Origin of the sequence: Nocardiopsis sp. ATB16-24, from assembly GCF_030271535.1 — a bacterium.
Classification (GTDB): Bacteria; Actinomycetota; Actinomycetes; order Streptosporangiales; family Streptosporangiaceae; genus Nocardiopsis.
Genome location: NZ_JASCXJ010000009.1, coordinates 81,512 through 105,808 on the forward strand (window position 1 = coordinate 81,512; position 24,297 = coordinate 105,808).

11 protein-coding genes, 2 tRNA genes and 1 pseudogene are annotated in these 24,297 nt (G+C 69.1%); all 14 read right to left on the minus strand.

Features of this window, described 5'->3' with window-relative positions; all coding sequences use genetic code 11:
- Positions 1 to 20: 20 nt before the first annotated feature.
- The gene (locus tag PFX91_RS12140; RefSeq protein WP_285731613.1) at positions 21 to 4,769 is read right to left on the minus strand and encodes a type I polyketide synthase; all 4,749 of its coding nucleotides are present in this window, start codon (positions 4,767 to 4,769) and stop codon (positions 21 to 23) included.
- Positions 4,756 to 12,837, minus strand: a complete 8,082-nt coding sequence (locus tag PFX91_RS12145; protein WP_285731614.1) for a type I polyketide synthase — start codon at positions 12,835 to 12,837, stop codon at positions 4,756 to 4,758. The genes PFX91_RS12140 and PFX91_RS12145 overlap by 14 nt, the downstream gene beginning before the upstream one ends.
- Positions 12,838 to 13,369: 532 nt before the next feature.
- Positions 13,370 to 14,632 (minus strand): annotated as a pseudogene (locus PFX91_RS12150) (styrene monooxygenase/indole monooxygenase family protein).
- A 59-nt stretch (positions 14,633 to 14,691) separates the two neighbouring features.
- The gene (locus tag PFX91_RS12155) at positions 14,692 to 15,249 is read right to left on the minus strand and encodes a GTP-binding protein (protein WP_047869036.1); all 558 of its coding nucleotides are present in this window, start codon (positions 15,247 to 15,249) and stop codon (positions 14,692 to 14,694) included.
- A gap of 22 nt (positions 15,250 to 15,271) precedes the next feature.
- Positions 15,272 to 15,727, minus strand: a complete 456-nt coding sequence (locus tag PFX91_RS12160; RefSeq protein ID WP_352231661.1) for a DUF742 domain-containing protein — start codon at positions 15,725 to 15,727, stop codon at positions 15,272 to 15,274.
- On the minus strand, positions 15,675 to 16,100 hold the full coding sequence (locus tag PFX91_RS12165; RefSeq protein WP_285731616.1) for a roadblock/LC7 domain-containing protein: 426 nt from the start codon (positions 16,098 to 16,100) through the stop codon (positions 15,675 to 15,677). The genes PFX91_RS12160 and PFX91_RS12165 overlap by 53 nt, the downstream gene beginning before the upstream one ends.
- Positions 16,101 to 16,194: 94 nt before the next feature.
- Positions 16,195 to 18,711: a sensor histidine kinase gene (locus tag PFX91_RS12170; RefSeq protein ID WP_285731617.1), complete on the minus strand. Its 2,517-nt coding sequence runs from the start codon at positions 18,709 to 18,711 to the stop codon at positions 16,195 to 16,197.
- A 615-nt stretch (positions 18,712 to 19,326) separates the two neighbouring features.
- Positions 19,327 to 20,571: a crotonyl-CoA carboxylase/reductase gene (gene ccrA / locus PFX91_RS12175; protein ID WP_285731618.1), complete on the minus strand. Its 1,245-nt coding sequence runs from the start codon at positions 20,569 to 20,571 to the stop codon at positions 19,327 to 19,329.
- A gap of 746 nt (positions 20,572 to 21,317) precedes the next feature.
- Positions 21,318 to 21,581: a hypothetical protein gene (locus tag PFX91_RS12180; protein WP_285731619.1), complete on the minus strand. Its 264-nt coding sequence runs from the start codon at positions 21,579 to 21,581 to the stop codon at positions 21,318 to 21,320.
- Positions 21,582 to 21,675: 94 nt separating this feature from the next.
- Positions 21,676 to 22,269, minus strand: coding sequence for a septum formation family protein (locus PFX91_RS12185; protein WP_285731620.1), 594 nt, complete (start codon positions 22,267 to 22,269; stop codon positions 21,676 to 21,678).
- A 219-nt stretch (positions 22,270 to 22,488) separates the two neighbouring features.
- Positions 22,489 to 22,977 (minus strand): septum formation family protein, encoded by a 489-nt coding sequence (locus PFX91_RS12190; protein WP_285731696.1) that lies wholly within the window; start codon positions 22,975 to 22,977, stop codon positions 22,489 to 22,491.
- Positions 22,978 to 23,395: 418 nt separating this feature from the next.
- Positions 23,396 to 23,469: transfer RNA gene (locus PFX91_RS12195), tRNA-Lys, on the minus strand.
- 173 nt (positions 23,470 to 23,642) lie between these two features.
- Positions 23,643 to 23,716, minus strand: a tRNA-Lys gene (locus PFX91_RS12200).
- Positions 23,717 to 23,981: 265 nt separating this feature from the next.
- Positions 23,982 to 24,167 (minus strand): hypothetical protein, encoded by a 186-nt coding sequence (locus PFX91_RS12205; RefSeq protein ID WP_285731621.1) that lies wholly within the window; start codon positions 24,165 to 24,167, stop codon positions 23,982 to 23,984.
- Positions 24,168 to 24,297: the final 130 nt, after the last annotated feature.

The following is a 24,297-nucleotide window of genomic DNA, read 5'->3' on the forward strand; positions in this document are numbered from 1 at the left end:
GTGGGGGACGGGGAGGCGGATCAGTCACGTAGGGCGTCGTCGATGAGCGCGAACAACTCCTCCTTGGTGGCGGACTCCAGGTCCTCGTCCACGGCGCCCGCCCCGGAGCTTCGTGGAGAGATCCGGTCGAGCAGTCCGCGCAACCGTCGGGCGACGGCCTCACGGTCCAGTTCGGCGTCCCCGGCCTCGGCCAGGGCCGCCTCGATACCGTCGATGCGCGTCATCACGATCTGCTCGGTGTCACCGAACAGACGCTCCTCCAGGTGCCGGCCGAGCGCCGCGCACGTGGGGTGGGAGAAGGCCAGACCCGAGGGCAGTTTCAGCCCGGTGAGCGCGGAGAGTCGGTTGCGCAGGTCGACGGCGGTCACCGAGTCCATGCCCAGGTCCTTCAGTCCGCGGTCGATGTCGAGCACGTCGCCGGAGGCGTGGCCGAGGATCGCGGCCACGTGTTCGCACACGTGGTCGGTGAGGACCTTCCGGCGTTCGGCGCGCGTCAACCCGGACAGGCGCCTCTCCAGACCGCCCTCCGCGACTCCGCCGGGTCCGGACGTTCCGGTGCCGGTGAGGCCGAGGCTCGCGATGAACGGGCTGGGACGGTTGGCGGTGAAGGCGGTGCGGAACCGCGGCCAGTCCACGGCCGCGATCGCGATCGCGGCCAGGTCCCGGTCGAGCGTGTGCTCGAAGGCCGTGACGGCGACCTCGGGATCCATCTCCGGCAGGCCGTGGCGGCTCAGGAGCGCGGCGACCGCCTCGTCCTCGGCCATGCCACCGCCGGCCCAGGCCCCCCACGCCACCGACGTGGCGGGAAGTCCGAGCGTGCGGCGGTGGTGCGCCAGCGCCTCGCAGAAGGCGTTGCCCGGAGCGTAGTTGCCCTGCCCGGACACACCGAAGACCGCGCCGACCGAGGAGAACAGCACGAAGGCCGACAGGTCCATGTCGCGGGTGAGTTCGTGCAGGTGCACCGCCCCGTCGGCCTTGGCACGCAGGGCCCGGGCCACCTGCTCGGGGGTCAACGAGTCGATCGCTCCGTCGTCCAGGGAGGCCGCCGTGTGCATGACGGCGCGGAGCGGGTACTCCCGCGGGATCGCCTCCAGGACTTCGGCCAGGGCCGTCCGGTCGGCGACGTCGCAGGCGGCGAACGTCACCCGGGCGCCCGCCGCCCGCAGTTCGGCCTCCAGTTCCCCGGCTCCGGGGGAGTCCGCACCGCGACGGCTCACCAGCAGCAGGTGCTCCGCGCCGCGACGTGCGAGCCATCGTGCCGTGTGCGCGCCCAGGGCTCCGGTTCCGCCCGTGATCAGGACCGTTCCGGTGGGCTCCCAGCGGCGTACGGCCCGTATCCGGCTCAAGGGCGCCCGTGCGAGCCGGCGCGCGAGGATCCGATCCGCGCGGATCGCGAGCTGGTCCTCGCCCTCGGCACGTTCCCCCGTCAGGATCGAGGCCAGCGCCTCCCCCGCCCCCGGGGTGCTCACCCGGGGCAGGTCGACCAGACCGCCCCAACGGTCCGTGTGCTCCTGCGCGGCGACCCGGCCCAGACCCCACACCAGCGCGGCCGACGGGTCGAAGAGTTCCTCCCCGGCGGTGACGGCCCCTCGTGTCACGCACCACAGGGGAGCGGTGATCCCGGCGTCGCCGAGGCCCTGAAGGAGTAGGACGGTGTCCGGATGTCCGGTGGTGCGGGTGGGCAAAGGCACGTCCCCGGCCTCGTCGGCACCGGTCAGGGCCAGCGTCGAGACCACTCCGGCGACGGAGGCGACGCCTTGGCGGGCCTTGGCGACCAGGGCCGCCATGGACGCGCGGTCGGGCGCCCCCGCGACGTCCACCGTCCGGACCTGGTGGCCGCGCGAGCCCAACGCCGCGACGCAGTCCAGGAGGGCGGGGTCCGTCGGACCGGAGCCGAACAGCAGCCAGGTACCGGGCGGCGTGGCGGAGGCGGCACCGCTTCCCACGGGCTCCCAGTCCTCCTTGTAGGACCATTCGTCCCAGGAGGCGGACTCCGTGCGGTCGGAGACGGCCGGCGTGGTCCCGATGGTGGACCCGTCACCTCCGCCCGGTCTCCAGAAGTACTGGTGCTGGAAGGCGTAAGTGGGCAGGTCCACCACGTTCCGCCGACCGCCGTACACCCGTTCCCAGTCGGGGGCGGCACCGTGCGCGTGGGCCTCCGCCAGGGAGGTCAGGAAACGGCGTGCGCCGCCCTCTCCCCGGCGGAGGGTGCCCAGGACCACGGTGTCGCGCACCTCCGACTCCTCGCAGGTCTCCTGAAGGGCGGAGGCGAGTACCGGGTGCGGGCCGACCTCGACGAACATGTCGTGACCGTCCTGGAGGAGGGCGCGGGTCGCCCGGGCGAACTGGACCGGCTGGGAGAGGTTGCGGTACCAGTAGGCGGCGTCCATCGGGGTGGAGTCCAGTCGGCCCCCGGTGAGGGTGGAGTACACGGGCACGTCCGGTCGTCTCGGGTCGATCCCGGCCAACGACGCGGTGAGGCGTTCGCGTAGGCGCTCCACGTGGGGGGTGTGCGAGGCGTAGTCCACCGCGATCATCCGCGCGTGGACCCCCTCGGCCTCGTAGCGCGCGACCAGGTCGCGCACCTGCGCGGTTCCACCCGCCACGACCGTGGAGAGGGGGCTGTTGACCACCGCCACGTGCACGTCCCCGCCCAGCGCGGCGACGCGTGCGCCGACCAGGTCGGCGGGCTGGGCGATCGAGGCCATCGCCCCGGTGCCCGACAGTTCGAGGATCGCCCGGCTGCGCAGCGCCACGACCTTCGCGGCGTCCTCCAGGGACAGTGCTCCGGCGACGCAGGCCGCGGCGATCTCGCCCTGGGAATGGCCGACCACGGCCGTCGGTCGCACCCCGTGGGCGATCCATGTCTCGGCGAGGGAGACCATCACGGCCCACAGGAGCGGTTGGACCACGTCCACGCGTTCCAGCGACGTCGCGTCCCCCTCCCGCAGCACCGAGGTCGGCGACCAGTCGACGTGGGGGGTCAACGCCTCCTCGCACTCGGCCATGCGTCGGGCGAACACCGGTGAGGACTCCATGAGTTCCACCGCCATGCCCTCCCACTGCCCGCCCTGGCCGGGGAAGACGAAGACGGGTCGTCGGTCGTTCCTCGCCACGCCGAGCACGACGTGGGGGTCGGGTCGCCCCTCGGCCACGGCGTCGAGGGCGCCGAGGCAGGCCTCCCGGTCGTCGGCGACGACGGCGGCCCGGTGCTCCAACGCGGAACGGGTGGTGGCCAGCGACCATCCGATGTCCGCGGGGTCGGCCTCGGGCCGGTCCCTCAGGTGGTCGCGCAGCCGTGCCGCCTGTGCGCGCAGGGCGGTGTCGCCGCGCGCCGAGAGCGTCCACCACCAGGGGCCCGGACCTGCGGGGCTCGGGGTGTCGTCGGCGGTGGTCTCCGCCGCCTGTTCGACGATGATGTGGGCGTTGGTCCCGCTCATCCCGAAGGAGGACACCGCGGCCCGCCTCGGGCGGTCCGTGCGCGGCCAGGGGCGTTCCTCCGACAGGAGCCGGACCGCCCCCGAGGACCAGTCCACGTGCGGGGTGGGCTCGTCGGCGTGCAGGGTGGGCGGCAACACCCCGTGTCGGAGGGCCAGCACCAGTTTGATCAGTCCCGCGACTCCGGCCGCGGCCTGGGTGTGGCCCACGTTGGACTTGAGCGATCCCAACCACAACGGCCGGTCCTCGGGCCGGTCCTGGCCGTAGGCGGTCAGCAGCGCCTGCGCCTCGATCGGATCTCCCAGTGTGGTGCCGGTGCCGTGCGCCTCCACCACGTCGACGCCCTCCGGGCCCAGGCCCGCGTCGGCCAGGGCCTTACGGATGACCCGCACCTGGGAGGGGCCGTTGGGTGCCGTCAGGCCGTTGGAGGCGCCGTCCTGGTTGACCGCGCCGCCCCGTATCACGGCGAGCACGCGGTGTCCGTTGCGGCGGGCGTCGGAGAGTCGTTCCAGGACGACCATGCCCGCGCCTTCGGCGAAACCGGCCCCGTCGGCGTCCGCCCCGAACGCCTTGCACCGGCCGTCCGGCGCCAACCCTCTCAGGTGGGTGAACTCGGTGAGCGGGCCCGGGGAGGACATGACCGTCGCGCCTCCCGCCAGCGCGAGTGAGCATTCGCCCGCGCGCAGGGCGCGCACGGCCAGGTGCACGGCCACGAGCGAGGAGGAGCAGGCGGTGTCCACCGTCATCGCCGGACCCGTGAGCCCCAGGGTGTAGGACAGGCGCCCCGAGGCGACGCTGAGCGCCGTCCCCGTCATCGCGAAACCGTCCTCGGGGGCCTCGGACAGTCGCGGGCCGTACTCGGGGGTCAGCGTGCCGACGTAGACGCCGGTGTCCGACCCCGCGAGCGAGGACGGGGCGATCCCGGACCGTTCCAGGGACTCCCAGGTGACTTCGAGCAGGAGGCGCTGCTGCGGGTCCATGGCCTCGGCCTCACGGGGGGAGATCCCGAAGAGATCGGGGTCGAAGTCACCCGCGGCGTGGAGGAAGGAGCCCTGGAGCATGGCCGAACGAGGAGTCCCCCCTCCTTCTCCGCGAAGCGCCGCGATGTCCCAGCCACGGTCGTCGGGCAAAGGGCCCACGGTCTCCCGCCCCTGGACGAGCAGGTCCCACAGCTCCTCGGGAGAGTGGACGCCTCCCGGCAGGCGGCAGCCCATTCCCACGATGGCGATCGGTTCGCGGGAGGCTCCCCGTGCGACGTCCTCCCGCAGCCGCGCGTTCTCCTTCAGCGCGGACCTGAGCGCCGCGACCAGTCTTTGGTCATCGGTAGTCATCTGCCGTCTCCTGTCCACGTGGGGATGTGTGTTCCTCGCCGCGCAGGGCGAGGTTCACCAGATCCTCGACGTCCATCGCGTCGATGTCGCTCTCCTGGACTCCCGCGCCCTCGGTGAAGGCGTCCGTGTCGTTCGCGGGACCGGTGTGTTCCGGATCGGGGGTCGTCGGCTGTTCGGGGGCCAGCAGGCCGGCCAGGAGGAGGGCCAGTGCCCGGGGGGTCGGATGGTCGAAGACGGCGGTCGCCGGAACCCTGACACCGACGCGCGCGCTGAGCCGGTTGCGCAGTTCCAGTCCGGTGAGCGAGTCCAGACCCAGTTCGCTGAAGGGAAGGTCGGGGTCCACCCGGGAGGGTCCCTCGTCGGGGCCGTACCCCAGGACCACGGCGGTGTGGGCGCGGACCTCGGTGAGCAGGGCCCTGTCCCGTTCGTCCTCGGACAGTCCGGTGAACCGCTCCGTGACGATCTCCGCCGGGGCTCCCGGGGCTTCGGAGAGGGACCGTGCGCCCTGCTCCGCCGATCCGCGCAGGATTTCGGTGCCGAGGCCCTCCGCGTCGAACAGGGCGGGGACGCCGTGGGACATGTCCCACAACAGAGCGGTGTCCATGTGCCGCAGCGCCTCTCCCGTGGGCATCGGGAGCAGGCCCACCCGGCCGAGCACGCCGAGGTCGGTTCCGTCCAGGTGCCCGGTCATGCCGCTGGCCTCGCCCCACAGGCCCCACGCCAGCGAGGTGGCGGGCAGCCCCTGTTCGCGGCGCCGGTGGGCCAACGCGTCACAGAAGACGTTGGCCGCCGCGTAGTTGGCCTGCCCCGGCGTGCCCAGGACACCGGCGACCGAGGAGAACAGTACGAACGCCCCCAGTTCCGTCTCCCGGGTCAGTTCGTGCAGGTTCCAGGCGGCGTCGACCTTGGGCCTCAGCACCCTGTCGACCTGTTCGTCGGTGAGCGAGGTGACGGTGGCGTCGTCGAGCACGCCGGCGGTGTGCACCACCGCGCGAAGGGGGCGATCTCCGGGAATCGCGCTGAGTGCCTCCTCCAGTGCCTTCCTGTCCGCGGCGTCGCAGGCGACCACCTCCACCCGGGCTCCGAGCGCCTCCAGTTCGGCGGTCCGTGCCTCCTGGCCTTCGGTCTCGGGGCCGCTCCGGCTGAGGAGCAGCAGGTCGCGCACTCCGTAGCCGGTGACCAGGTGGCGTGCCACCCGGTGCCCGAGGGTGCCCGTGCCTCCCGTGACCAGGGTCGTGCCCTCTTGGGGGAAGGGCGTCGGAACGGTCAGGACGAGTTTTCCGATGTTGTCACCGCGTTGGAGGGAGCGCAGCGCGTCCTTGGCGTCGCGGAGGTCGTGGACGGTGATCGGAAGATGGCGGAGGACGCCGGTGGAGAACAGTTCCATGACGCGTCCCAGCATCTGTCCGATCCGGTCGGCGGAGACGTCCGTCAACTTGAACGCCTCGTAGCCACGACCTGGAAAGGCCTCGGCGACCTCTTCTTGGCTACGGACATCGGTCAGCCCCATCTCCACGAAGCGACCCCCGGGGCCCGCTCCGTCCTGGGGCGAGCGCAGCAGACGCAGCGACGCGTCCACGAACTCCCCGGTCAGCGAGTTGAGGACCACGTCCATACCGCGCCCGTCGTTGGCGGCGCGCAGGCGCTGCTCGAACTCCAGGTTCCGGGAGGAGGACAGCCGTTCCTCATCGAGTCCGTACTCCGCCAGCCTCGCCCACTTGTGCGGGCTCGCGGTGCCGAACACCTGGGCCCCCATGTGCCGGGCGAGCTGCACGGCCGCCGTACCGACGCCTCCCGCCGCGGCGTGCACCAGGACGCTCTCCCCCGGGCGTACCGCGGCCAGGTCCACCAGTCCGTAGTAGGCGGTCAGGAAGGCGACGGGGACCGCGGCGGCCTGCTCGAAGGTCCACCCGTCGGGGATGCGGGCGAGCTTGCGGCCGTCGGCGACCGCGATCGGGCCGAAGGAACCGTCGAACATGCCGGTCACGCGGTCGCCCGGCACCAAGCCCTCGACTTCCGAGCCGGTTTCCACGATGATTCCGGAACCTTCGAAGCCGATACCGCTCTCTCCCTCGACCATGCCGAGAGCGACCACCACGTCCTTGAAGTTCACACCGGCCGCCCGCACGGCCACCCGTACCTCGTCGGGGCCGAGGGGGGCGCCCGCCTCTGGCGCGGGAAGAAGCTCCAGGTTCTCCAGCGAACCGGGATCCCGGGTGTCCATCCGCCACAGAGCCCCGGGAGGGGTCAGTTCCTGGTCGGCTCCCGCCTCGGTCAGGCGAGGCACCAGGACCGTTCCCGCGCGTAGTGCCACCTGCGGCTCGTCGAGCCCTACCGCGGCGGTCAGTATCCGGTGGGAGTCCTCCGAACCGTCGGAGTCCACCAGGACGAGGCGGCCGGGATGCTCCCGCTGCGCCGAACGCAGCAGTCCCCACACCGGGGAGGCCGCCAGTCCGGCGAGGGGCGCTCCGGGGTCGGCGGGCACGGCCCGCCAGGTCACCACGACCAGCCGCGCGTGCGCGAACCTCTCCTCGGTGAGCCAGGTGCGCACGGCCTCCAGAACCGCTTCGAGCCCCTCGCGGACGGCCTGGGGTGGCGGGGTCGCCTCCGCGTAGACCGCGGTGGGCGGCAGTTCGGTGTAGACGGTCGACGGCACGGGGCCGTCCGGGTCGAGGGAGTCGAGGTCGGGCAGGCCGGTGGGCACCTCCGTCGCGGGGTCGGCGACCGGTACCCTCTCCCACACCATCTCGTACAGTCCGGGCGACTCGGAGGAGTCGCGTTCGGGCAACGACCGCCCGTCCAGAGGGCGCATCACCAGTTCGTCCACGGACACGGCGGGAACCCCTCGTTCGTCCGTGGCCAGGAGGCGGTAGCGGTCGGCCCCCAGTTCGATGATCCGCGCCCGCAGCGTCCGGGGGGTCTCTCCGTCCTGCCGGGAGGCGACGCGCACGCCGGACCAGGAGAAGGGCACCAGAAGGCGCTGCCGGTCGGTACCGTGCGCGAGCACCGCGTGCAACAGGGAGTCGACCAGAGCGGGATGGGGGCCGTGGAAGGGGCCACCGGCGCGCGGCGCCTGAGGAAGTTCCACCTCCGCCAGGAGTTCTCCGTCACGACGCCAGACCGAGCGCAGGCCACGGAACATCGGACCGTAGGTGTAGCCACGACCGTCCAACAGGGCGTAGTCGGCGGCCGTGTCCACCGGTTCGGCGTCCTGGGGGGGCCACGCTCGCGGTGTCCGCTCCGCCGTGGTCGAGTGCCCGGCCTCGATGACTCCCGAGGCGTGGCGGGTCCACGGGGCGGTGTCATCCCCCTCGGGACGGGCGTGCACGTGCACCTCGCGACGGCCCTCGTCGTCACGTGTCCCCACGGTGACCTGGAGCTGGGCGCCCCCGGACAGCACCAGTGGCGCTTCCAGAACCAGATCTCCCACCACGGAGCCTCCGCTGCGGGCCGCGGCGTGGGCCGCCATCTCCACCATGGCGGTCCCGGGTACGACGATCCGTCCCCACAGTCCGTGGTCGCGCACCCACGGGTGGTCGGCCGGGCTGATCCGGCCGCTGAACACGGTCCGTCCGTCGGCAAGGGACAGGGCCTCGCCCAGCAGGGGGCGGGCTGTCACGGGCGCGGACACCCGCGTCACGGGTTCCACCCAGTGGCGGCGGCGTTGGAAGGGGTCCTCCGGCACGATGACGGGAGCGCCCTCGTCGGCCACACCCTCCAGCACCACGTGTGCGTTGGTACCGCTGATACCGAAGGAGGACACCGCGGCTCGGCGCGGACGTCCCGTGTCCGGCCACGGTTCCGCCTCACGGAGTACCCGTACGCCGCTGTCCTCCCATGCGACCTTGTCCGTGGGCTGGTCCACGTGCAGCGTCCTGGGCAGTCGGCCGTGCCGCAGTGCCTCCACCGTCTTGATCACTCCGGCGACACCGGCCGCCGCCTGAGCGTGTCCGATGTTGGACTTGAGCGAACCCAGCCTCAGCGCCTCATGGGAGGTTTCGCGCGCCTGGCCGTAGACCGAGATCAGGGCCTTGGCCTCGATCGGATCACCCAGTCGGGTGCCGGTACCGTGCGCCTCCACGGCGTCGACCTCGCCTGGCCCGATGCCGGCCGATGCCAGGGCCTGGCGGATCACTCGCTCCTGGGCCTCCCGGCTGGGCGCGGTCAGTCCGTTGCTGGCGCCGTCGGAGTTGACCGCGCTGCCCTTGATCAGCGCCAGGACCGGGCGCCCGGCGCGACGGGCGCGTGAGGCGCGCTCCAGTAGGAGCACGCCCACCCCCTCCGCCCAGGCGGTACCGTCGGCCTGCGCGCCGAAGGCACGGCACCGCCCGTCCGGGGAAAGGCCACGTTGGGCGGCGAACTCCAGGAACATGCCGGGAGTGGCCATGACGGTGGCGCCCCCTGCCAACGCCATCTCGCACTCCCCACGCCGGATGGCCTCGGCGGCCTGGTGCAGGGCGACGAGCGAGGACGAACAGGCGGTGTCGATGGTCAGCGCCGGGCCACGCAGGCCCAGGACATAGGCGATGCGGCCCGAGGCCACGCTCAGCGTGCTGCCCGTGAGGCGGTAACCGCCGTCATTGCCCGTGCCCTGGTCGGCCAGGCGCGGCCCGTACTCGGTGGGCATGGCTCCGACGAACACGCCGACCTGCCGTTCACGCAGCTCCTCCGTGCTCATCCCGGCACGTTGGACCGCCTCCCAGGTGGTCTCCAACAGCAGCCGCTGCTGGGGGTCCATGGCGTCGGCCTCGCGAGGGCTGATACCGAAGAACGCGGCGTCGAACATGTCCGCGTCGTACAAGAACCCGCCCGAGCGCGTGTAGGTGCGTCCCGGGGTGCCCGGTTCAGGGTGGTAGAGGTTCTCCAGGTCCCATCCACGGTTGTCGGGGAAGTCTCCGATGGCGTCCACTCCCTCGTCGACGAGCCGCCACAGCTGCTCGGGGGAGCGCACTCCGCCCGGCAGACGGCAGGCCATCGCGGTGATGGCGATCGGGTCGTCGTGGGGCGTCGATGCCGTGGGGGCAGGGACCGCGGGGGCGGAGGGAGCGGACACGGGTGTGGGGGCCGTGGCCGGAGTGGAGGGGACGGTAGCGGCCCCCGACACCTCTTCTCCCAGTTCTCCGACGAGGAATTCCGCGAGTGCGGCGGGAGTGGGCAGGTCGAACAGGACGGTGTCCTCCAGCCGAACCCCCGTCTCCCGAAAAAGCGCACGCCCGAGCTGAAGCAGCATCATCGAGTCGAATCCCAGGTCACGGAAGGCGCGACGCTCGTCCAAGGCGTTCAGGGACGCCCGTCCGAGTATGCGCGCCGTGAGTGTGTGGACCAGTTCCCTGGTACCGGTCTCTGAGATGGACCTGGCTGTGCTCCCGGTCTCCTCCCGAGTAACGTCTGCGAAGTGCACCGGAGTCGTGTCCGGCCAGAACCTGGAGCGTTGGAAGGCGTAGGTGGGAAGGTCGATCCGGCGTGCGCCGCTCCCGTGGAAGAGCGCGCCCCAGTCGACGTCCGTCCCCGAGGTGAACGCCTGGGCCGCCGCCGTCAGCAACTGAGCCTGGTCACCACGTTCCCGGCGGAGCGTCTCCAGCACCGTGCCCTCGGTCTCAGACTCCTCCAGCGTGCGCTCGATCCCGAAGGAGAGCACGGGATGGGGGCCGACCTCGACGAAGGTCGTGTGTCCGGCGGCGATGGCCGCCTCCGTGGCCTCGACGAAGCGCACCGTACTGCTGAGGTTCCGGTACCAGTAACGGGCGTCCATGAGCGGGCCGTCCCCGGTCAGCGGTTCTCCCGTCAGGGTCGAGAAGAACGGCACCTGCGGGGGCCTCGGAGTGATCTGCGCCAACTGGTCGAGCAGTTCCTCACGGATGCGCTCGACATGGGCGGAGTGGGAGGCGTAGTCCACGTCGATCAGGGCACCGTGGACCCCGTTGTCGAGGCAGTGCTCCACGGCACGGCGTACCGCTTCGGCTCCGCCGGAGACCACGACCGAGTCCGGGCCGTTGACCGCCGCCAGGTACAGGTCCTCCGTGCCCGCGACGTACTCCTGTGCCCTGTCCCGACTCAGGCCGAGTGAGGCCATGCCCCCGGTTCCGGCAAGGGAGACCAGCGCCCGACTGCGCAGCGCCACCACCTTGGCGGCGTCGTCGAGGGAGAGCGCCCCGGCCACGCACGCGGCGGCGATCTCGCCTTGGGAGTGGCCGATCACCGCGGCGGGCCGCACACCCAGTTCCGACCACACCCTCGCCAAGGAGACCATCACGGCCCACAGAACCGGCTGGACCACGTCGACCCGGGCGCCAGGACCGACATAGGGAGGCGCACCGGGCTCACCCCGCAAGACCTTGACGAGCGACCAGTCCACGTAGGCGTCCAGTGCCCGCTCGCACTCCAGCAGCCTCTTGGTGAACACCTGGGCCAAGGGACCCGAACCGTCCAGGAGGTCCCGGACCATACCCGCCCACTGTCCGCCCTGACCGGGGAAGACCAGGACCGGTCCCCTCCGTTCCCGGTCGTCCTCGGGCAGGGGAACGGACGAGGGGCGCACGGACTCCAACTCCTGGGCCCCGCTGTCACCCGAAGCGAGGATCACCGCGCGGTGCTCGAACACCGCGCGAGTGGTGGCCAGCGAGAACCCCACATCCTGGGCGCTCAACCCCGGACGCGCCGAAACGAAGGCGTGCAGTGCCGCGGCCTGCGCGCGCAGCGCCGCCTCCGAGCGCGCGGAGAGCACCCAGGGCACGGGGTCCAGCGTGCTCTCCCCCGTGCTCGGCTCCGTCTTCTCGGGTTGCCGGAGAGGAGGCGGTCCGAGCACCAGATGGCAGTTCGTCCCTCCCATCCCGAAGGAGGAGACCCCCGCCAACGGGGCGTCCGCGGGCCAGGGCTCGCGTGTGGTCTGCGGAGAAAGTCCCCACCGTTCCAGGTCGATGTCGGGATGGGGAGAAGCGAAGTTCCGGGTCGGAGGCAGTTGTCCGTGGGACAGGCTCAACACCGCCTTGACGAACCCCGCGATACCGGCGGCGCCCTCCAGGTGGCCGATGTTGGTCTTGACCGATCCCACCTTCAGTGGTTCTTCGCGTCCGGCCGCGAAGACCGTGCCGAGTGCCTCGGCCTCGACGGGATCTCCCGCGGGCGTACCTGTACCGTGCAGTTCGACGTAGCCCACCTGAGCCGGGTCGGCGGCGGCCTGCCGGTACGCGGCTCGCAACACCTCCTCCTGGCCCGCCACCTCCGGCCGTGCGAGGTAGGAGGTCCGCCCCGAGTTGTTGACCGCGCCCCCTCGCAGGACGGCGTGGATCCGGTCACCGTCGGCCAGTGCCCGGTCCAAGGGCTTGAGCACGACCACGGCTCCGCCCTCGCCTCTCACGTAGCCGTTGGCACGGGCATCGAAGGTGTAGCAGCGTGCGTCCGGTGAGAGCCCGCCGAAATGGGCGACGCTCTCGGTGCTCTCCGGGGAGAGGATGAGGTTGACTCCGCCCGCGAGGGCGATCCCGCACTCGCCCCTGCGCAGGCTCTCCATCGCCATGTACACGCTGACCAGCGACGAGGACTGGCCGCTGTCCACGGTCAGGCTGGGACCGGACAGACCCAGTGTGTAGGAGACCCGGTTGGCGATCATGCCGCGTTGGGTCCCGGTCAGCGTGTGGTGGGTGATGCCGCCGTGACCGCCACGTTGCTGGAGCGTCGCGTAGTCGGAGGCGATCGCACCGGTGAACACCCCCGTGTCGGAGCCGCGTAGGGACTCGGGAGAGGTCCGGGCGTTCTCCAGGGCCTCCCAGCTCAGTTCGAGCATGATCCGCTGCTGGGGGTCCATGGCCATGGCCTCACGCGGTGAGACACCGAAGAAGGAGGCGTCGAAGTCCTCGGCCCGGTCCAGGTAACCGCCCCAATGACGGTCGCGCTCAGGAGAGACCGTACCCAGGCGTTCGGGCGGCGCGGTGATGGACTCGCGTGCCTCGCAGAGCAGTCTCCAGAAGGCGTCGGGGGTCGAGGCTCCGGGAAGCCGGCAGGAGACCCCCACCACGGCGACGGGAGCGCCGGATTCCCCCTGGCCGCCGTACGCATGGTCACTGCTCAACGCGTTCCCTCCGATTCGTGCTCTCCCCGTGCGTCCACGAGGGCTTCCGCGGTGTGCGTCGTCCTGGGCGGCGTACCTGCGCCCGTACCGTGCAGATGCACGAACCGCTTCTCTTTTTCGCAGGCCAGAATGCATTTTCTGGAAATATGATGTATCTCTCCCCCAGGAAGGACTAAAGTCCTCACTCTGAGGGAAACCGGGGAGAAGGCCGAGGGGAAGGAGCACACACGGGGATACACGAAACACCCTTCATGGCTGATGCAGGCCTTCTTCCGGGGGCGGCCCGGTGTCCCAGGTGTCGACGCACAAGCCCCATTGTCACATAAGCCCCACCAGTGACCATAGGACACGTACAAGCACCAACACGGAGGATCGTAACCGCCGCTCAGGAGGCGTGACAACGCATCACCGATTTTCGGTCATTCCGCTTCGCTATTCGGTCGGCGGCATAACTCCCGAGAAAAACCATCCCCTGACAGCAAGAAGCCCGATGTCCCCAAGGACATCGGGCGGGGGCGCGACGGCGCGGCGGTCAGTCGCCGTGCCGGGCACGGACCTCGGCGAGATATTGCCTGGCCAGATCCGGGTCGAGAAGCCAGGTGGAGTAATCCGGCGGGTAGTCCCACCCCTGAATCCACCTGTCCCCCACCTCGGGATAGGTGTTGGCCCCTTCGATGAGCTCGTAGAAGTACGGCGGAAGATCACCTGGCTCCTACATCGTGGAGTTCATCTCCGACCAGAGCTGGTTGTGCAGACCGAACTCCCAGAAACGGTCGAACGCCCCGACCAGGAAATCCTCGTCGAACTCGCGATCGCCGTGCTCCATGATGCTTTCCAGGTATGCCTGAGCGCAACGCGTGGAGTTGTTCCAGCTCTGGCACACATACGGATCCATCGTGACGACCACGTCCGCCATACCGAGGACGCGTCCACCGGACGGAAGCACGCCCACGGGATTACGGACCTGGGGCGTCAGGTCCTCGACCAGGGTGCTGTTGCCATCGACCAGAACCGCGTCCTTGGCGCGCTCGAAGTACTCGGGCGCGTACTGGCGGAGGAGATCCTTCATCCGCCGCAGTTGCTCCTCAGGTCCCGGGCGGTCAGGCCAGGCGTCCATGGGACCACCGCGTTTGTCCACCATCATCAGTGTGTGGCAGGGACCCTCTTGAGCGAGGATCGGCATGAAGTTGATATTGCCCGCGTCCGCCGCCGACGCGGCCCAGCCGATGTTCTCCTCACCCTGTTCGTCAGGCCAGACGTCGTACACGTACGCTTGAGCGATCGAACGAGGCCTGGCTCCACTGAACCTGCTCTCGTCGTAGTCGAAGAGCTGCCCCAGCTCCCCGTGCCCGACCGCCACGATGATGAGCTCGAACATCCGGGAGAAGTAGTCCAGGTCGGTGACGGTGACTCCGTGGATGACGACCTTGCCGCCCCGGTCCTCGAAGTACTCCAGCCAGTCGGCCATCTTCACACGCCGGTCGACCGAGACCATGTAGTCGTTGTCTTTGCCGGTTCTTCCCTTGAAGGACACCAAAGGCCGACCCTGCCCTGGATACAGGTGCACCTTCTGTTCCCGAATCTGCGGAGACAGAGCGCTCCAGAGATCAAGGTCGTGGTGCCGTTCGTAGTCCAGCGCCGTGGGGAGCGTGAACTGCGAAATCGACGGTTTACCGGTACGGATCTCCATCGAGGACTGCCCCGTGATCACCGTGACGTCGTATCCGTGGGTCAGGAGGCCGTGAGCCAGGTGTAGACCGGCGTGGCCCGCGCCGACGATAAGGATCTTGCGCATTGTCGCTAACTTTCCTGGGGGATCTGCGGGGCGGTGGGGAGACCGGGTCTCCCCACCCGTCAAGCGACGGGCTCGCTGGCGCGATTGTGCTCCAACGCGTACCGCAGCAGCGTCTTGAGCACCTCACCCCCGGACAGCCGATTCCGAGCGTCGAAGTCGATGATGGGCACCTCCGGACTGACCTCCAGCGCTTCGCGGACCTGTTCGGAGGTGTAGTCGAGGCGGCCCTCGAACTTGTTCAGCGCCACGATGTAGGGGATGCGCTTGTTCGTCTCGAAGTAGTCGACGGCGTCGAAGGAATCCGCGAGCCTTCGGCAGTCGACCACGACGACGGCGCCCACGGCGCCCCGGACCAGATCGTCCCACATGAACCAGAAACGCGCCTGGCCCGGTGTTCCGAACATGTACATGACCAGTTCGTCGTCGATGGTGATGCGACCGAAGTCCATCGCGACGGTGGTGGTCGTCTTGTCTGGTGTGATCGAAGTGTCGTCATGACCGATGCTGGCCTCGGTCATGATCGCCTCGGTCGTGACCGGCGGAATCTCCGACACCGAGCGCACCAAGGTCGTCTTACCGGCACCGAAGCCACCGGCGATGACGATCTTGCTCGACATCTTCTTGCGATTGGACCGCTTGTCACTGGAAAAGTCGTTCGAGACCACGAAGAGCCCTCTCCAGAACCTGGTTTTCCGATGGACTGCTGCCGGTGATGGTCGGGTGGATGTACACCAGGTCCTGTTCAGCCAGGTCACTGATGAGGACCTGGGTGACGCCCAGTGGGATGTTCAGCTCGGCCGAGACCTCGGCCAGTGACCGGGTCTCCCGGCACAGCTTGTAGATGTTGATCGACTCCGGCATGAGGGTGCTGGGAGGCTCCTGCCCGGGCTCGGACGTCGAAACCAGAGTCTGCACCATCAGCGGATGCCGTGACCGCGTCCGCCCACCGGTGAAGGTGAACGGGCGGACACGGTTACTCCTTCGCCTGCGGAAGCTCATAGCCGAGGCAACCTTTCCTCCCGAACGGTTTCGGTCACCGTCGTCAGTTCTGGATGACCTCGCGCAGTTGCGATCGCAGCTGCGGCGTGAGCACATGGGCGACGTTCTCCACGAGCTTGGTCATCTGGAAACCGACGAGCTTGAGCTCGGTGCCCGGAGCGGTGAGGACCGCCATGCAGGAACCGTCGCTGATCGCCATGATGAACAGGTGTCCGTGGTTGAAGCGGACGAGCAGTTGTTCGCACTCACCCCGCTGAAAGAGGCTCGCACCACCGACGGCCAGGCTGTGCAGGCCGCTGGCGATGGCCGCGAGCTGCTCGGCGTGCTCCTCGGGGAAATCACTGGAGTGGGTCAGGACCAAGCCGTCGGAGGAGACCACGACGGCGTGCTCGACCCCGCGCACGTCCCGGACGAACCGGTCGATGAGCCAGGAGAAGTTCTCAACACTGTCGTTCACGGATTCAGTCATCGCTGTGCCTTACCTGCCTGGGCCGAGTGTCGTTTTCGTTGGGGGATCTGGAAGGGCCCTCCGGGGGAGGCGCCCGTGGTCGTGTGGGAGTCCGTCATTTCTTGTCGCCCTTGGGCTCGTCCGCTCCCTCTCGCGCCTCTCGCTCACCGTCGAAGAAGTCGCCGAGCTCGTCGTGGATCTGCTTCGCCCGGGCCTCACCGGTCAGTTTGGGCGGGGTGTCCTCGCGGGCCTTGGGCGGACCGTCGGGCGTCTGTCCGGGGCGCGGCATCATCCGCAACGGCGAACCGTGCGGAGTGGCACTGCGCCGAGGCAGACCGGCGGCGGTGACCGCGGAGCTTCCGCCCGCCGAAGACTTGGCCGCACCGTTGGAGGGCCTGGCCACACCGTTGGAGGAGGGTGTGGAGGCGACGGGCTTCACCGGGGCGGTCGACCTGGGGGGCGCGACCGGCGCCGCCGGGGCACTCGCCGGGATGGAAGAGGTACGGGCCTGTCCGGGGGTTCTCGGCGTGGCCACGCGCAGGAGCTTCTTGGGGATGATCGTGTAGGCGCTCACCCCTCGGAAGGAGCGTGATTCGAGCCGGGTCTCCAGGCCGTGCTTCTCCGCGATCCGACTGGCGACGTACAGGCCCATGTGGCGGGGCACGGTGTCGTCCAGCACGGGCTCGCCGCTCAGGCGTTGGTTGAGCTCGCCGAGCTGTGCTTCGGGGATGCCCACCCCCTCGTCCTCCACGACGATCATGAGGCGGCCGTCGTTCAGCTCCTGGGCGCTGATCACGACCTGGGAGTGCTCGGGGGAGTTGGCCGTGGCGTTGTCCAGGAGTTCGGCGAGCAGGTGACTGATGTCGTCCGCCGCCATACCGGTGATGGAGGTCTGGGGGATCTTGCCCAGGCGGACCCTGGGGTAGTCCTTGATCTCGGAGGTCGCCGCGCGGGCCACGTCGAGCAGGGGGACGATCTCGTCGTGGGCGTCGGACTCCCCGCCGTCGTGTCCGGTGAGCACCAGGAAGTTTTCCCCGTTGCGCCGCATACGGGTCGCGAAGTTGTCGATCTGGAAGAGCTTGTCGAGAAGGTCGGGGTCCTTGGCCTCGGTCTCCAGTTCCTCGACCATCTCCAACAGGGCGTCCACGAGCGACAGGTCGCGCATGGCCAGACCGGCGAGCGCCTCGTTGAGCAGTCCGTCGTCGGATCCCGTCCCGGTCTCGTCGGCCTCGGCGACCACGCTGCGCTCCTGTGCCGTCTGGGCCACGGGCTCGAGGTCCTCCTCCTCGGGAACGGCCGCGGTCCGCTGTTCCTCCGGTTCGGTCCCGACCTCGGGGGCCGCGGCCTTCTCGGGCTCCTCCTCGGACGCGGCTTCCCGCTCCGCGTGGGGAAGGGCCCGGCCCTCGCGCGCGTCGCCGCCCGACTCGGAGAGTTCGGCGAGGAGGGTACTGGCCGACTCGGCGCTGATGACCTGCGGCTGCTGTCCGGCGGCGAGCACGATGACGTGCTGGACCGGCTGTCCGTAGGGGTTGTACTGGCCCGTGTAGAAGACCGGTTGGCCGTGCAGGACGTAGCCGGGCGGTTGGAAGGGCGCCGGGTAGGCGCTCTGGTAGGCGACCAGGTGCTGGGGCGGGTACGGCGCCGGATAGGGAGCGGGCTGCGGCTGGTAGTGCGTCTGATGCGGAGCGTAGGAGACGGGCGGGCCCTGGGGGTGGGGGGCGTAGCCGCCGTGCTGTTGAGGCGCGGGCGCGTAACCCTCGGGGCGAGGCCCGTGGAGGTTCTGGTCCTGCCAGTGGGGCGGGCCTCCGTAGGGCGTGCCCGGAGCCTGGTGGTAGGGACCGCCGTGCGCGGCGTAGGGGTCATGGCCCATAGGGGCGGGAGGCTGGACCGGCCCCGGCTGTGGCGCGTATCCCTGCCGGTCCGGCTGAGGCGGGGGTGCCTGGTGGGGGTGCTGCGGGTGTGCGTTCCAGGCGGGCGTCCACGCAGGCTGCTGGTTCGACTGTTCTCCTTGGGGCGTCGTGTCGGGCTCCGCCTGCGGCCGTGCGCCGCTCCGCTCCTCGTCCTGGATCCCGCCGGCCTCGGTCGGTGCCCACGGTTGCGGTGAGGTTCGGGGCGACACCGCCTCGTCCTGACGGTCCTCGGCCTGAGGTCCGGACCTCGAATCCTCGGAGCTCTGGGCCTCGGTCCGTGCGGGAGCGGGCTGCGAAGGCGGGGGCTGTTGGGGCGCGGTGGCCGGGGTCGCGGGAGACGCCTGTGTCGATGCCACGGGCTTGTCGGTCTGCTCCGGACGCTCGGAGGAAGTGTCAGTCATGGTGTCCGTGGTGGCCGGGATGTGGGAGGAACGTGGTTCGGGCTCGTTCAGACCGACGCCCCGCCACTGGCCGACGGGCGTCGCTCCGCTGTCGACCTCGTCGACGTTCACCCGCCGCTTGGTGTAGGGGTTGGGCACGCTCACCCTGGCGGAGGGGCGGTATCCGTTCTCGGTCGGTCCCGAGAAGGATCCGGTGGCGGGTGAGGCGGACTCGCCGCCACGCGCCGTCTTACCGCTCTGGGGAGCGTCATCGGCCTGGTGCTGCCCCCTGTCCGGGGCGCGGCCGGGGTCCTGCGAATGCGGATGCACGGGATGATGCACGGGATTTCCTTGCTCGGTCTCCGGTGAGGAGGGTTCGTGGGCCCTGACCATGCGGGAGATGGCCCTGCGGAACACGCCCTCTCGTCTGGCTCCTTGCCCGCCCTCCGCCGATGGTCTGTGTCCGTCCCCGCCGAAGCGGGAGGTGGGGCTGTCTCGCGGCGACGGCGCCTCTGCCACAGTCTCGTCTCCTCGTCTCAGGTGGGCGGATCGGCGGCGGTCCCACGCCACCACCCTGATCTGGGAGGTGACCACCTCGAGGACCGTGACGGGACCCGTGGCAGCCGGGTGCCCGTACGCCGGGGGAACGCCTTGGCGAGGGCCGAGTGTCCCCGCACGTGCGGGGACATGGGCGGGAACAAAACCCCATCCGCCGACAAGTATGCACTCCCCGCACAATTCCTGTACTTCCACCGAGAACCGTCGTTCGGTTCGTCAGACTAACAAAGGTCGGCGGGCTTGGCAGAAGAATCAAAGAAGCACCGGGAAGGAACCCGGAGGAGCGCCTCTGACGTGCGAGAACACCACTGTCAAGGCGCACCGCCCCGGGTTGTTTTTGTGAGGATTATGAAGAAATGTCTGTTTCTGGTCCGGTGTCAGTCAATCGCGGACCGGAGGCTACAGGTCGAGTCCGATCTGTCCCGCACGTGCGTTGACCAGCGCGGACATGTTCCCCGGCGGTTGTGCGTTGTCGCGGATCAGCTGGTGCGCCAGTCCGATCTCGTCGAATTGGACGATCTTCGTCACACAGGGATCGAGCTGTCCGCCCGCGACGAGGTCGATCACCATCCGACACTGCGCCGGTGAGGCGAAGTGCGAGCCCTGGAGCCGCTTGAGGCGCATCCACAGGAAACGCAGGTCCACGTCGGCCTGGAAACCCGAGGTGGCCCCGCAGACGACCACCATCCCCGCGTTGTCACAGAGGTAGAGCGAGGTGGGAAGGGTGTTGGCTCCGGTGTGCTCGAAGACGATCCTGGGAGAGCGCCGCTCCCCCAACTCCTCCCAGAAGCGTTTGCCGAAGGCCCGCACCCCGCGCGTCCAGGCCGCGTAGGCCTGGGCGTCCCGCTCGTCGGGGACACGCCCCCAGTGATCGAACTCGGTACGCAGGATCGTGCCGACCGCCCCCAGATCACGGCACAGGCGCGCTTTGGCCTCGGTGGAGACCACGGCGATCGGCTTGCCGCCCACCTGGCGGGCCAGTTGGATCGCCGACGTGCCCAGGCCTCCCGCCCCTCCCCAGATCAGCACGGGATCGCCCGGACGGACCACGTTGGGCTCCCAGCCGAAGAGCTGACGATAGGAGGTGGCCGCGCTCACCAGGAAGCCGCCCGCCACGTCCCAGGGCAGGTTCTCGGGCTTGGGGTGGCACTGGAAGTCACGCACCAGGGTGAACTGCCCGAAGGAGCCGAAGTTGTTCTCGTACCCCCACACCCGCATGCTCTGTGAGGCGATGGGATCGCGACCCAGCCGGATGTCCTCGGAGTCCTCCTCCCACTGTCCGGGGGACAGGATGACGTGGTCGCCGACCCGGACTCCGCGCACCCCCTCCCCCACCGCCCAGACCACGCCGGAGCCGTCGGATCCACCGATGTGGTAGTCCTCGTCCGCCCCGGCCTTCTCGCGCATGGCGATGACGTCGACCGGGTGACCCAGTGCCGCCCAGACGTTGTTGTAGTTGATGCCCGCGGCCATCGTGTACACCAGGACGTGCCCGGGCCGGAGTTCGGGTACCGGGACGATCTCCCGCGCGAAGGCGTCACGGGGTTCGCCGTAGCGGTCACGCCTGAGGGTGAAGGCGTGCATGCGGGCGGGCACGTGCCTCGGCGGGGGCATCTCACCGAGGTCGTACAGGTCCTTGTACATGAGGATTCCCTGATTCCTGTGTGAGCGACGCCGACCTTCCCTGTTCTTCGTCGCGCCTAAATCCCTTTCGAAACCACTCTCCACCTGTGATTACGACGAATTCCCGGCCATCGAGAGCCGTTCCTGGAAACACCGGGAGGACGTTGATCGGGGAAAGGTCGATAGCCGATGAGGGGGGCGGGGGTCGAGCATGGAGGGAAGGCGATTCCGATGAAAAGAGCCGTGGGTCGAACACCGCCCACAGGAACGTCAATGGATCGCCTCTCCACCAACCTTACAGACATGAACGAGCATTACCACGGCAGAAGGAATGCCGCGCAGAACTGCGGTGGGCACCCGCCGGCATTCACCACGGCCGACACCGCCACCGGGTCGTCCGACCGGGCGCCCCCTGACCGGGGGCGGGCCGACGTGGTCCTCCCGATATCGCTCGTTGCGGGTGCCAGGGTTCCTCACCGTGGAGACTTCGCGACACGACCGCTCCGATCACCGGGCACAGGTGCTCCTGGCCCACGGCGGTCTATGGCAGCCTGTTCCCCGAGCGGTCGGACCGCAGCGTGCCGGACCCGTCGGTGCGCCCCGACGGGATCTGGCGCGGTGTCTTTCTCGTGCGGGCCCCTGCCTACGGCGCGAACATGGGCCGGATGCACCGCCCGGGTCGCGGAACACGATGACGTCCACGGATCCGGATCCCCTCAGGGGGTGTACCGGCCCCACTCGTTCGGGATCCTGCGCGAGGACAGCCCCTACTCGCTGCACAGGTCCATCGCTGTCTCGCCCGCCAGGCGCCGGCGCACGACCTCCCGCTTCACCTCGAACGGGAACCACTCTTTGGTCCGCTTCTCCACCAGAGCCCTTCGACCATGGAGCTTCCATCGCTCGAACGGGACACGGAGCGCCCGGCGGCCTACGCCGAGCAGCGAGGACGCGGCTCTGAAGCCGCGACCTGCCTCGAACAGGTCTACAGCGGCAGCACACTGCTCGCTGGTGATCGAGCTGCGCGGGTTCACGCACATACTCCCCGGAAGCGGAACCGATCTCTCAGTCCGGCTTCCGGGGACCGGTTCACGAAGCGGTGCGGCCCCCTCCTCTGGCGACGCACACCTAGATCCGCGAACCCTCCAGGGTCCCGGTGGCCTGGCCGGCGGGGTCGTAGATCAGGCAGAGGACCTCACGGTCTGCGCCCTCGTTCCATCCGTCCTCCGTGGGGAACCAGGAGGTGAAGTCGAGTCCGGACTCCTCGTAGGAGGTACCGACGAAATCGGCGAACTCGTCGTAACAGATCTCAGTGGCGATCTCCGAGATCCTGTCGAAGCCCGGGTAGAGCCCGGTCTCCTGGACGTCCTCGGCGTGGTAGACCTCGTAGTCGTGGGGCTCCGAGCAGGAGATGGTCGGTGCCTCGGAGAACTCGGAGGGACCCTCTTCACCGAATTCGTTGACGCAGTCCCCCACGTAGATGGCGAAGACGTCGGTGTCCTCCGGCCCGGCGGGCTCGGGCGTGTCCTCGGGCTCGGTGGGCTCGACGACGTCGGTCGGCGTTTCGGTGTCCACCGGTTCCGGCGCGACCGTCTCGTCGGTGTTCTGGAAGGCGGGGGGCAGAAGGGGGAGACCGCATCCGGTCAGTGTGAGGGTGGCGGTGCCTAGGGCCAGCGCTCCGAAGGTGATGCGGCCGAGCGGCGAGCGACGCGTTTCGGACAAGGAAGACTCCACTGGGATCGTTGAGGTACTCGAGCCGACGTGGGGGCCGTGGCCGTCGACATCTGTGCAGATGCCCGGAACCCGCTGAAGGTTCCATCTCCGACCCGAATGAAACGGAGATCCTGCTCTCATCAGGACATACACCCCATCGGGGCCCCAGGTGGGGAATGTGTCCGGAAGGTCGGAACAGGACCTCCATCGGTCTCCTGGGGCCGGCGATCAGCGCGCGCTGCCCTCAAGGGTCCCGGTGACCTTCTCACCGGGGACGTTGACGTAACAGAGGATCTCGCGGTCGTCCAACTGCTCCCAGCTCTCCTGGGTCGGAGAGAGGTGGGCCACGTAGGTCTCCGATTCCTCGTAGGAGACACCGATGAAGTCGGTGAAGGCGTCTCCCGAGCAGAGTTCGTCCGCCTGGGTCTGGATCTCACCGTCCCCCGGGTACTCGTCACCCGTCATCTGGTGGGAGTGGAAGAACTCCGAGTCGTGCTCCTCCGCGCAGTCGACCAGCGGTACGTCGGTGATCTCACTGTTCATGAGGGCGGTGTTCATCGTCTCCTCGTCGAAACAGTCGCCGACGTTGAGCGTCATCACATTGCCCTCTTCTCCGAGGACGGACATGAGGGTGCCGCAGCCGCTGAGTGCCAGGATCGAGCCGGAGGCGAGCAGGGAGATCCCGGCGGCACGTAAAACGGGAGGGAAAGAGAACATGGGCATACTCCGAAAGTCATGTGTGAGGGTGATCAGTCCCGATCGGGGTGAGAAGGTAACAGTTCACCGGCCACGGGTTCGTGTCAATCCCATTCCTGGGATCGTGGGAGGGAACCTTCGTGCACACGATGTGCCATCGCACCTTCCACCCCCTGAACGGGGGTTTTCCAACACCGGACAGCCCATCACGCGGCTACGACGTTTTTGCTGCACTCGCGTCCCATCACACAGAGCGATGTTCTCTCTGCACAGAAGTACTCCCCTTTTCTTTTCCGTCGAAGAACAGAGAGCTTTCGTGCGCACACGAAGAGTCATGAGAAGGGGGAACACAGGAAGACCAGACGGGAGAACCCTTCCGGAATCCATTCCCGTGAACGCCGAAGGCCCCGGTCGAATCGACCGGGGCCTTCGCTTCGTGTGCGTCATCAGGGACTCGAACCCCGGACCCGCTGATTAAGAGTCAGCTGCTCTGACCAACTGAGCTAATGACGCCTGCCGTCCGCCGCGGGGCCTCTCGGCCGCGGCGACCGTTCCACCTTACCCGACCCATGGCGACCCTCGGCCTCTGCGGAAGAGGTCGTGGATCACATCCGCGGGCGCTTCGACCGGGCAGTACGGCGGCCCCGGAGAGAAGGTGCTGCCTTCGCCTCGGGGCCGCCGCTCTGTGCGCCATCAGGGACTCGAACCCCGGACCCGCTGATTAAGAGTCAGCTGCTCTGACCAACTGAGCTAATGGCGCCTGCCGCTCACCGGCGTGGCTCTTGGGCCTCACCTTGGCGACGTCGTTAACTCTAGCAGGACCGTGAGGTGGCCGCGAACCGTTCTGGGGCCGTTCCGACGGCCGATCCTCGTGCGTTCTCCGAAGACTTCGGGGAAGGGGTGTCCAACGCCTTCGGCGCGCTTTGCGTCCACTGGGAGGTCGTGCGGGCTCCGGAGACACCGTGGACGCCGAAGGTCTCCTCTCTGGGGGCACCGAGGGAACGGAGCCCCCTGAAGAGGGCCTCCTAGGAGAAGGCCATGACCAACGCGACGATGACGGCGATGATCAGGACCGCGCCGACGGCCGCCAGCACGATCGGCAGGATCGGACGGCGCGCGGGCTCTTCGGGCGCCGGGTTCTCGTCGACGAAGCGGCGGAAGTGTTGGGTGGTCCCCGCCGGGTCGATGTTGGGATCGTTGTTCTCTGTCATGGGGTTGACATTAGCGACTTGTGTGAGTGCTGAGGACCCCTGTGGGCATATCCGACCGATTTCATGGCCCAAGAGTGAGGATGTGCCGACCGCAGGTGTCCGGGGCGGCTCCCTCACCACACCGGGGAAC

What these genes read in the sequence shown, in the direction of transcription:
- PFX91_RS12140 (WP_285731613.1), bottom strand. Translation starts at nt 4,769, where the DNA reads ATGACTACCGATGACCAAAGACTGGTCGCGGCGCTCAGGTCCGCGCTG.
- PFX91_RS12155 (WP_047869036.1), bottom strand. Translation starts at nt 15,249, where the DNA reads ATGTCGAGCAAGATCGTCATCGCCGGTGGCTTCGGTGCCGGTAAGACG.
- PFX91_RS12160 (WP_352231661.1), bottom strand. Translation starts at nt 15,727, where the DNA reads ATGTGCTCACGCCGCAGCTGCGATCGCAACTGCGCGAGGTCATCCAGA.
- PFX91_RS12165 (WP_285731616.1), bottom strand. Translation starts at nt 16,100, where the DNA reads ATGACTGAATCCGTGAACGACAGTGTTGAGAACTTCTCCTGGCTCATC.
- ccrA (WP_285731618.1), bottom strand. Translation starts at nt 20,571, where the DNA reads ATGTACAAGGACCTGTACGACCTCGGTGAGATGCCCCCGCCGAGGCAC.
- PFX91_RS12190 (WP_285731696.1), bottom strand. Translation starts at nt 22,977, where the DNA reads ATGTTCTCTTTCCCTCCCGTTTTACGTGCCGCCGGGATCTCCCTGCTC.
- PFX91_RS12205 (WP_285731621.1), bottom strand. Translation starts at nt 24,167, where the DNA reads ATGACAGAGAACAACGATCCCAACATCGACCCGGCGGGGACCACCCAA.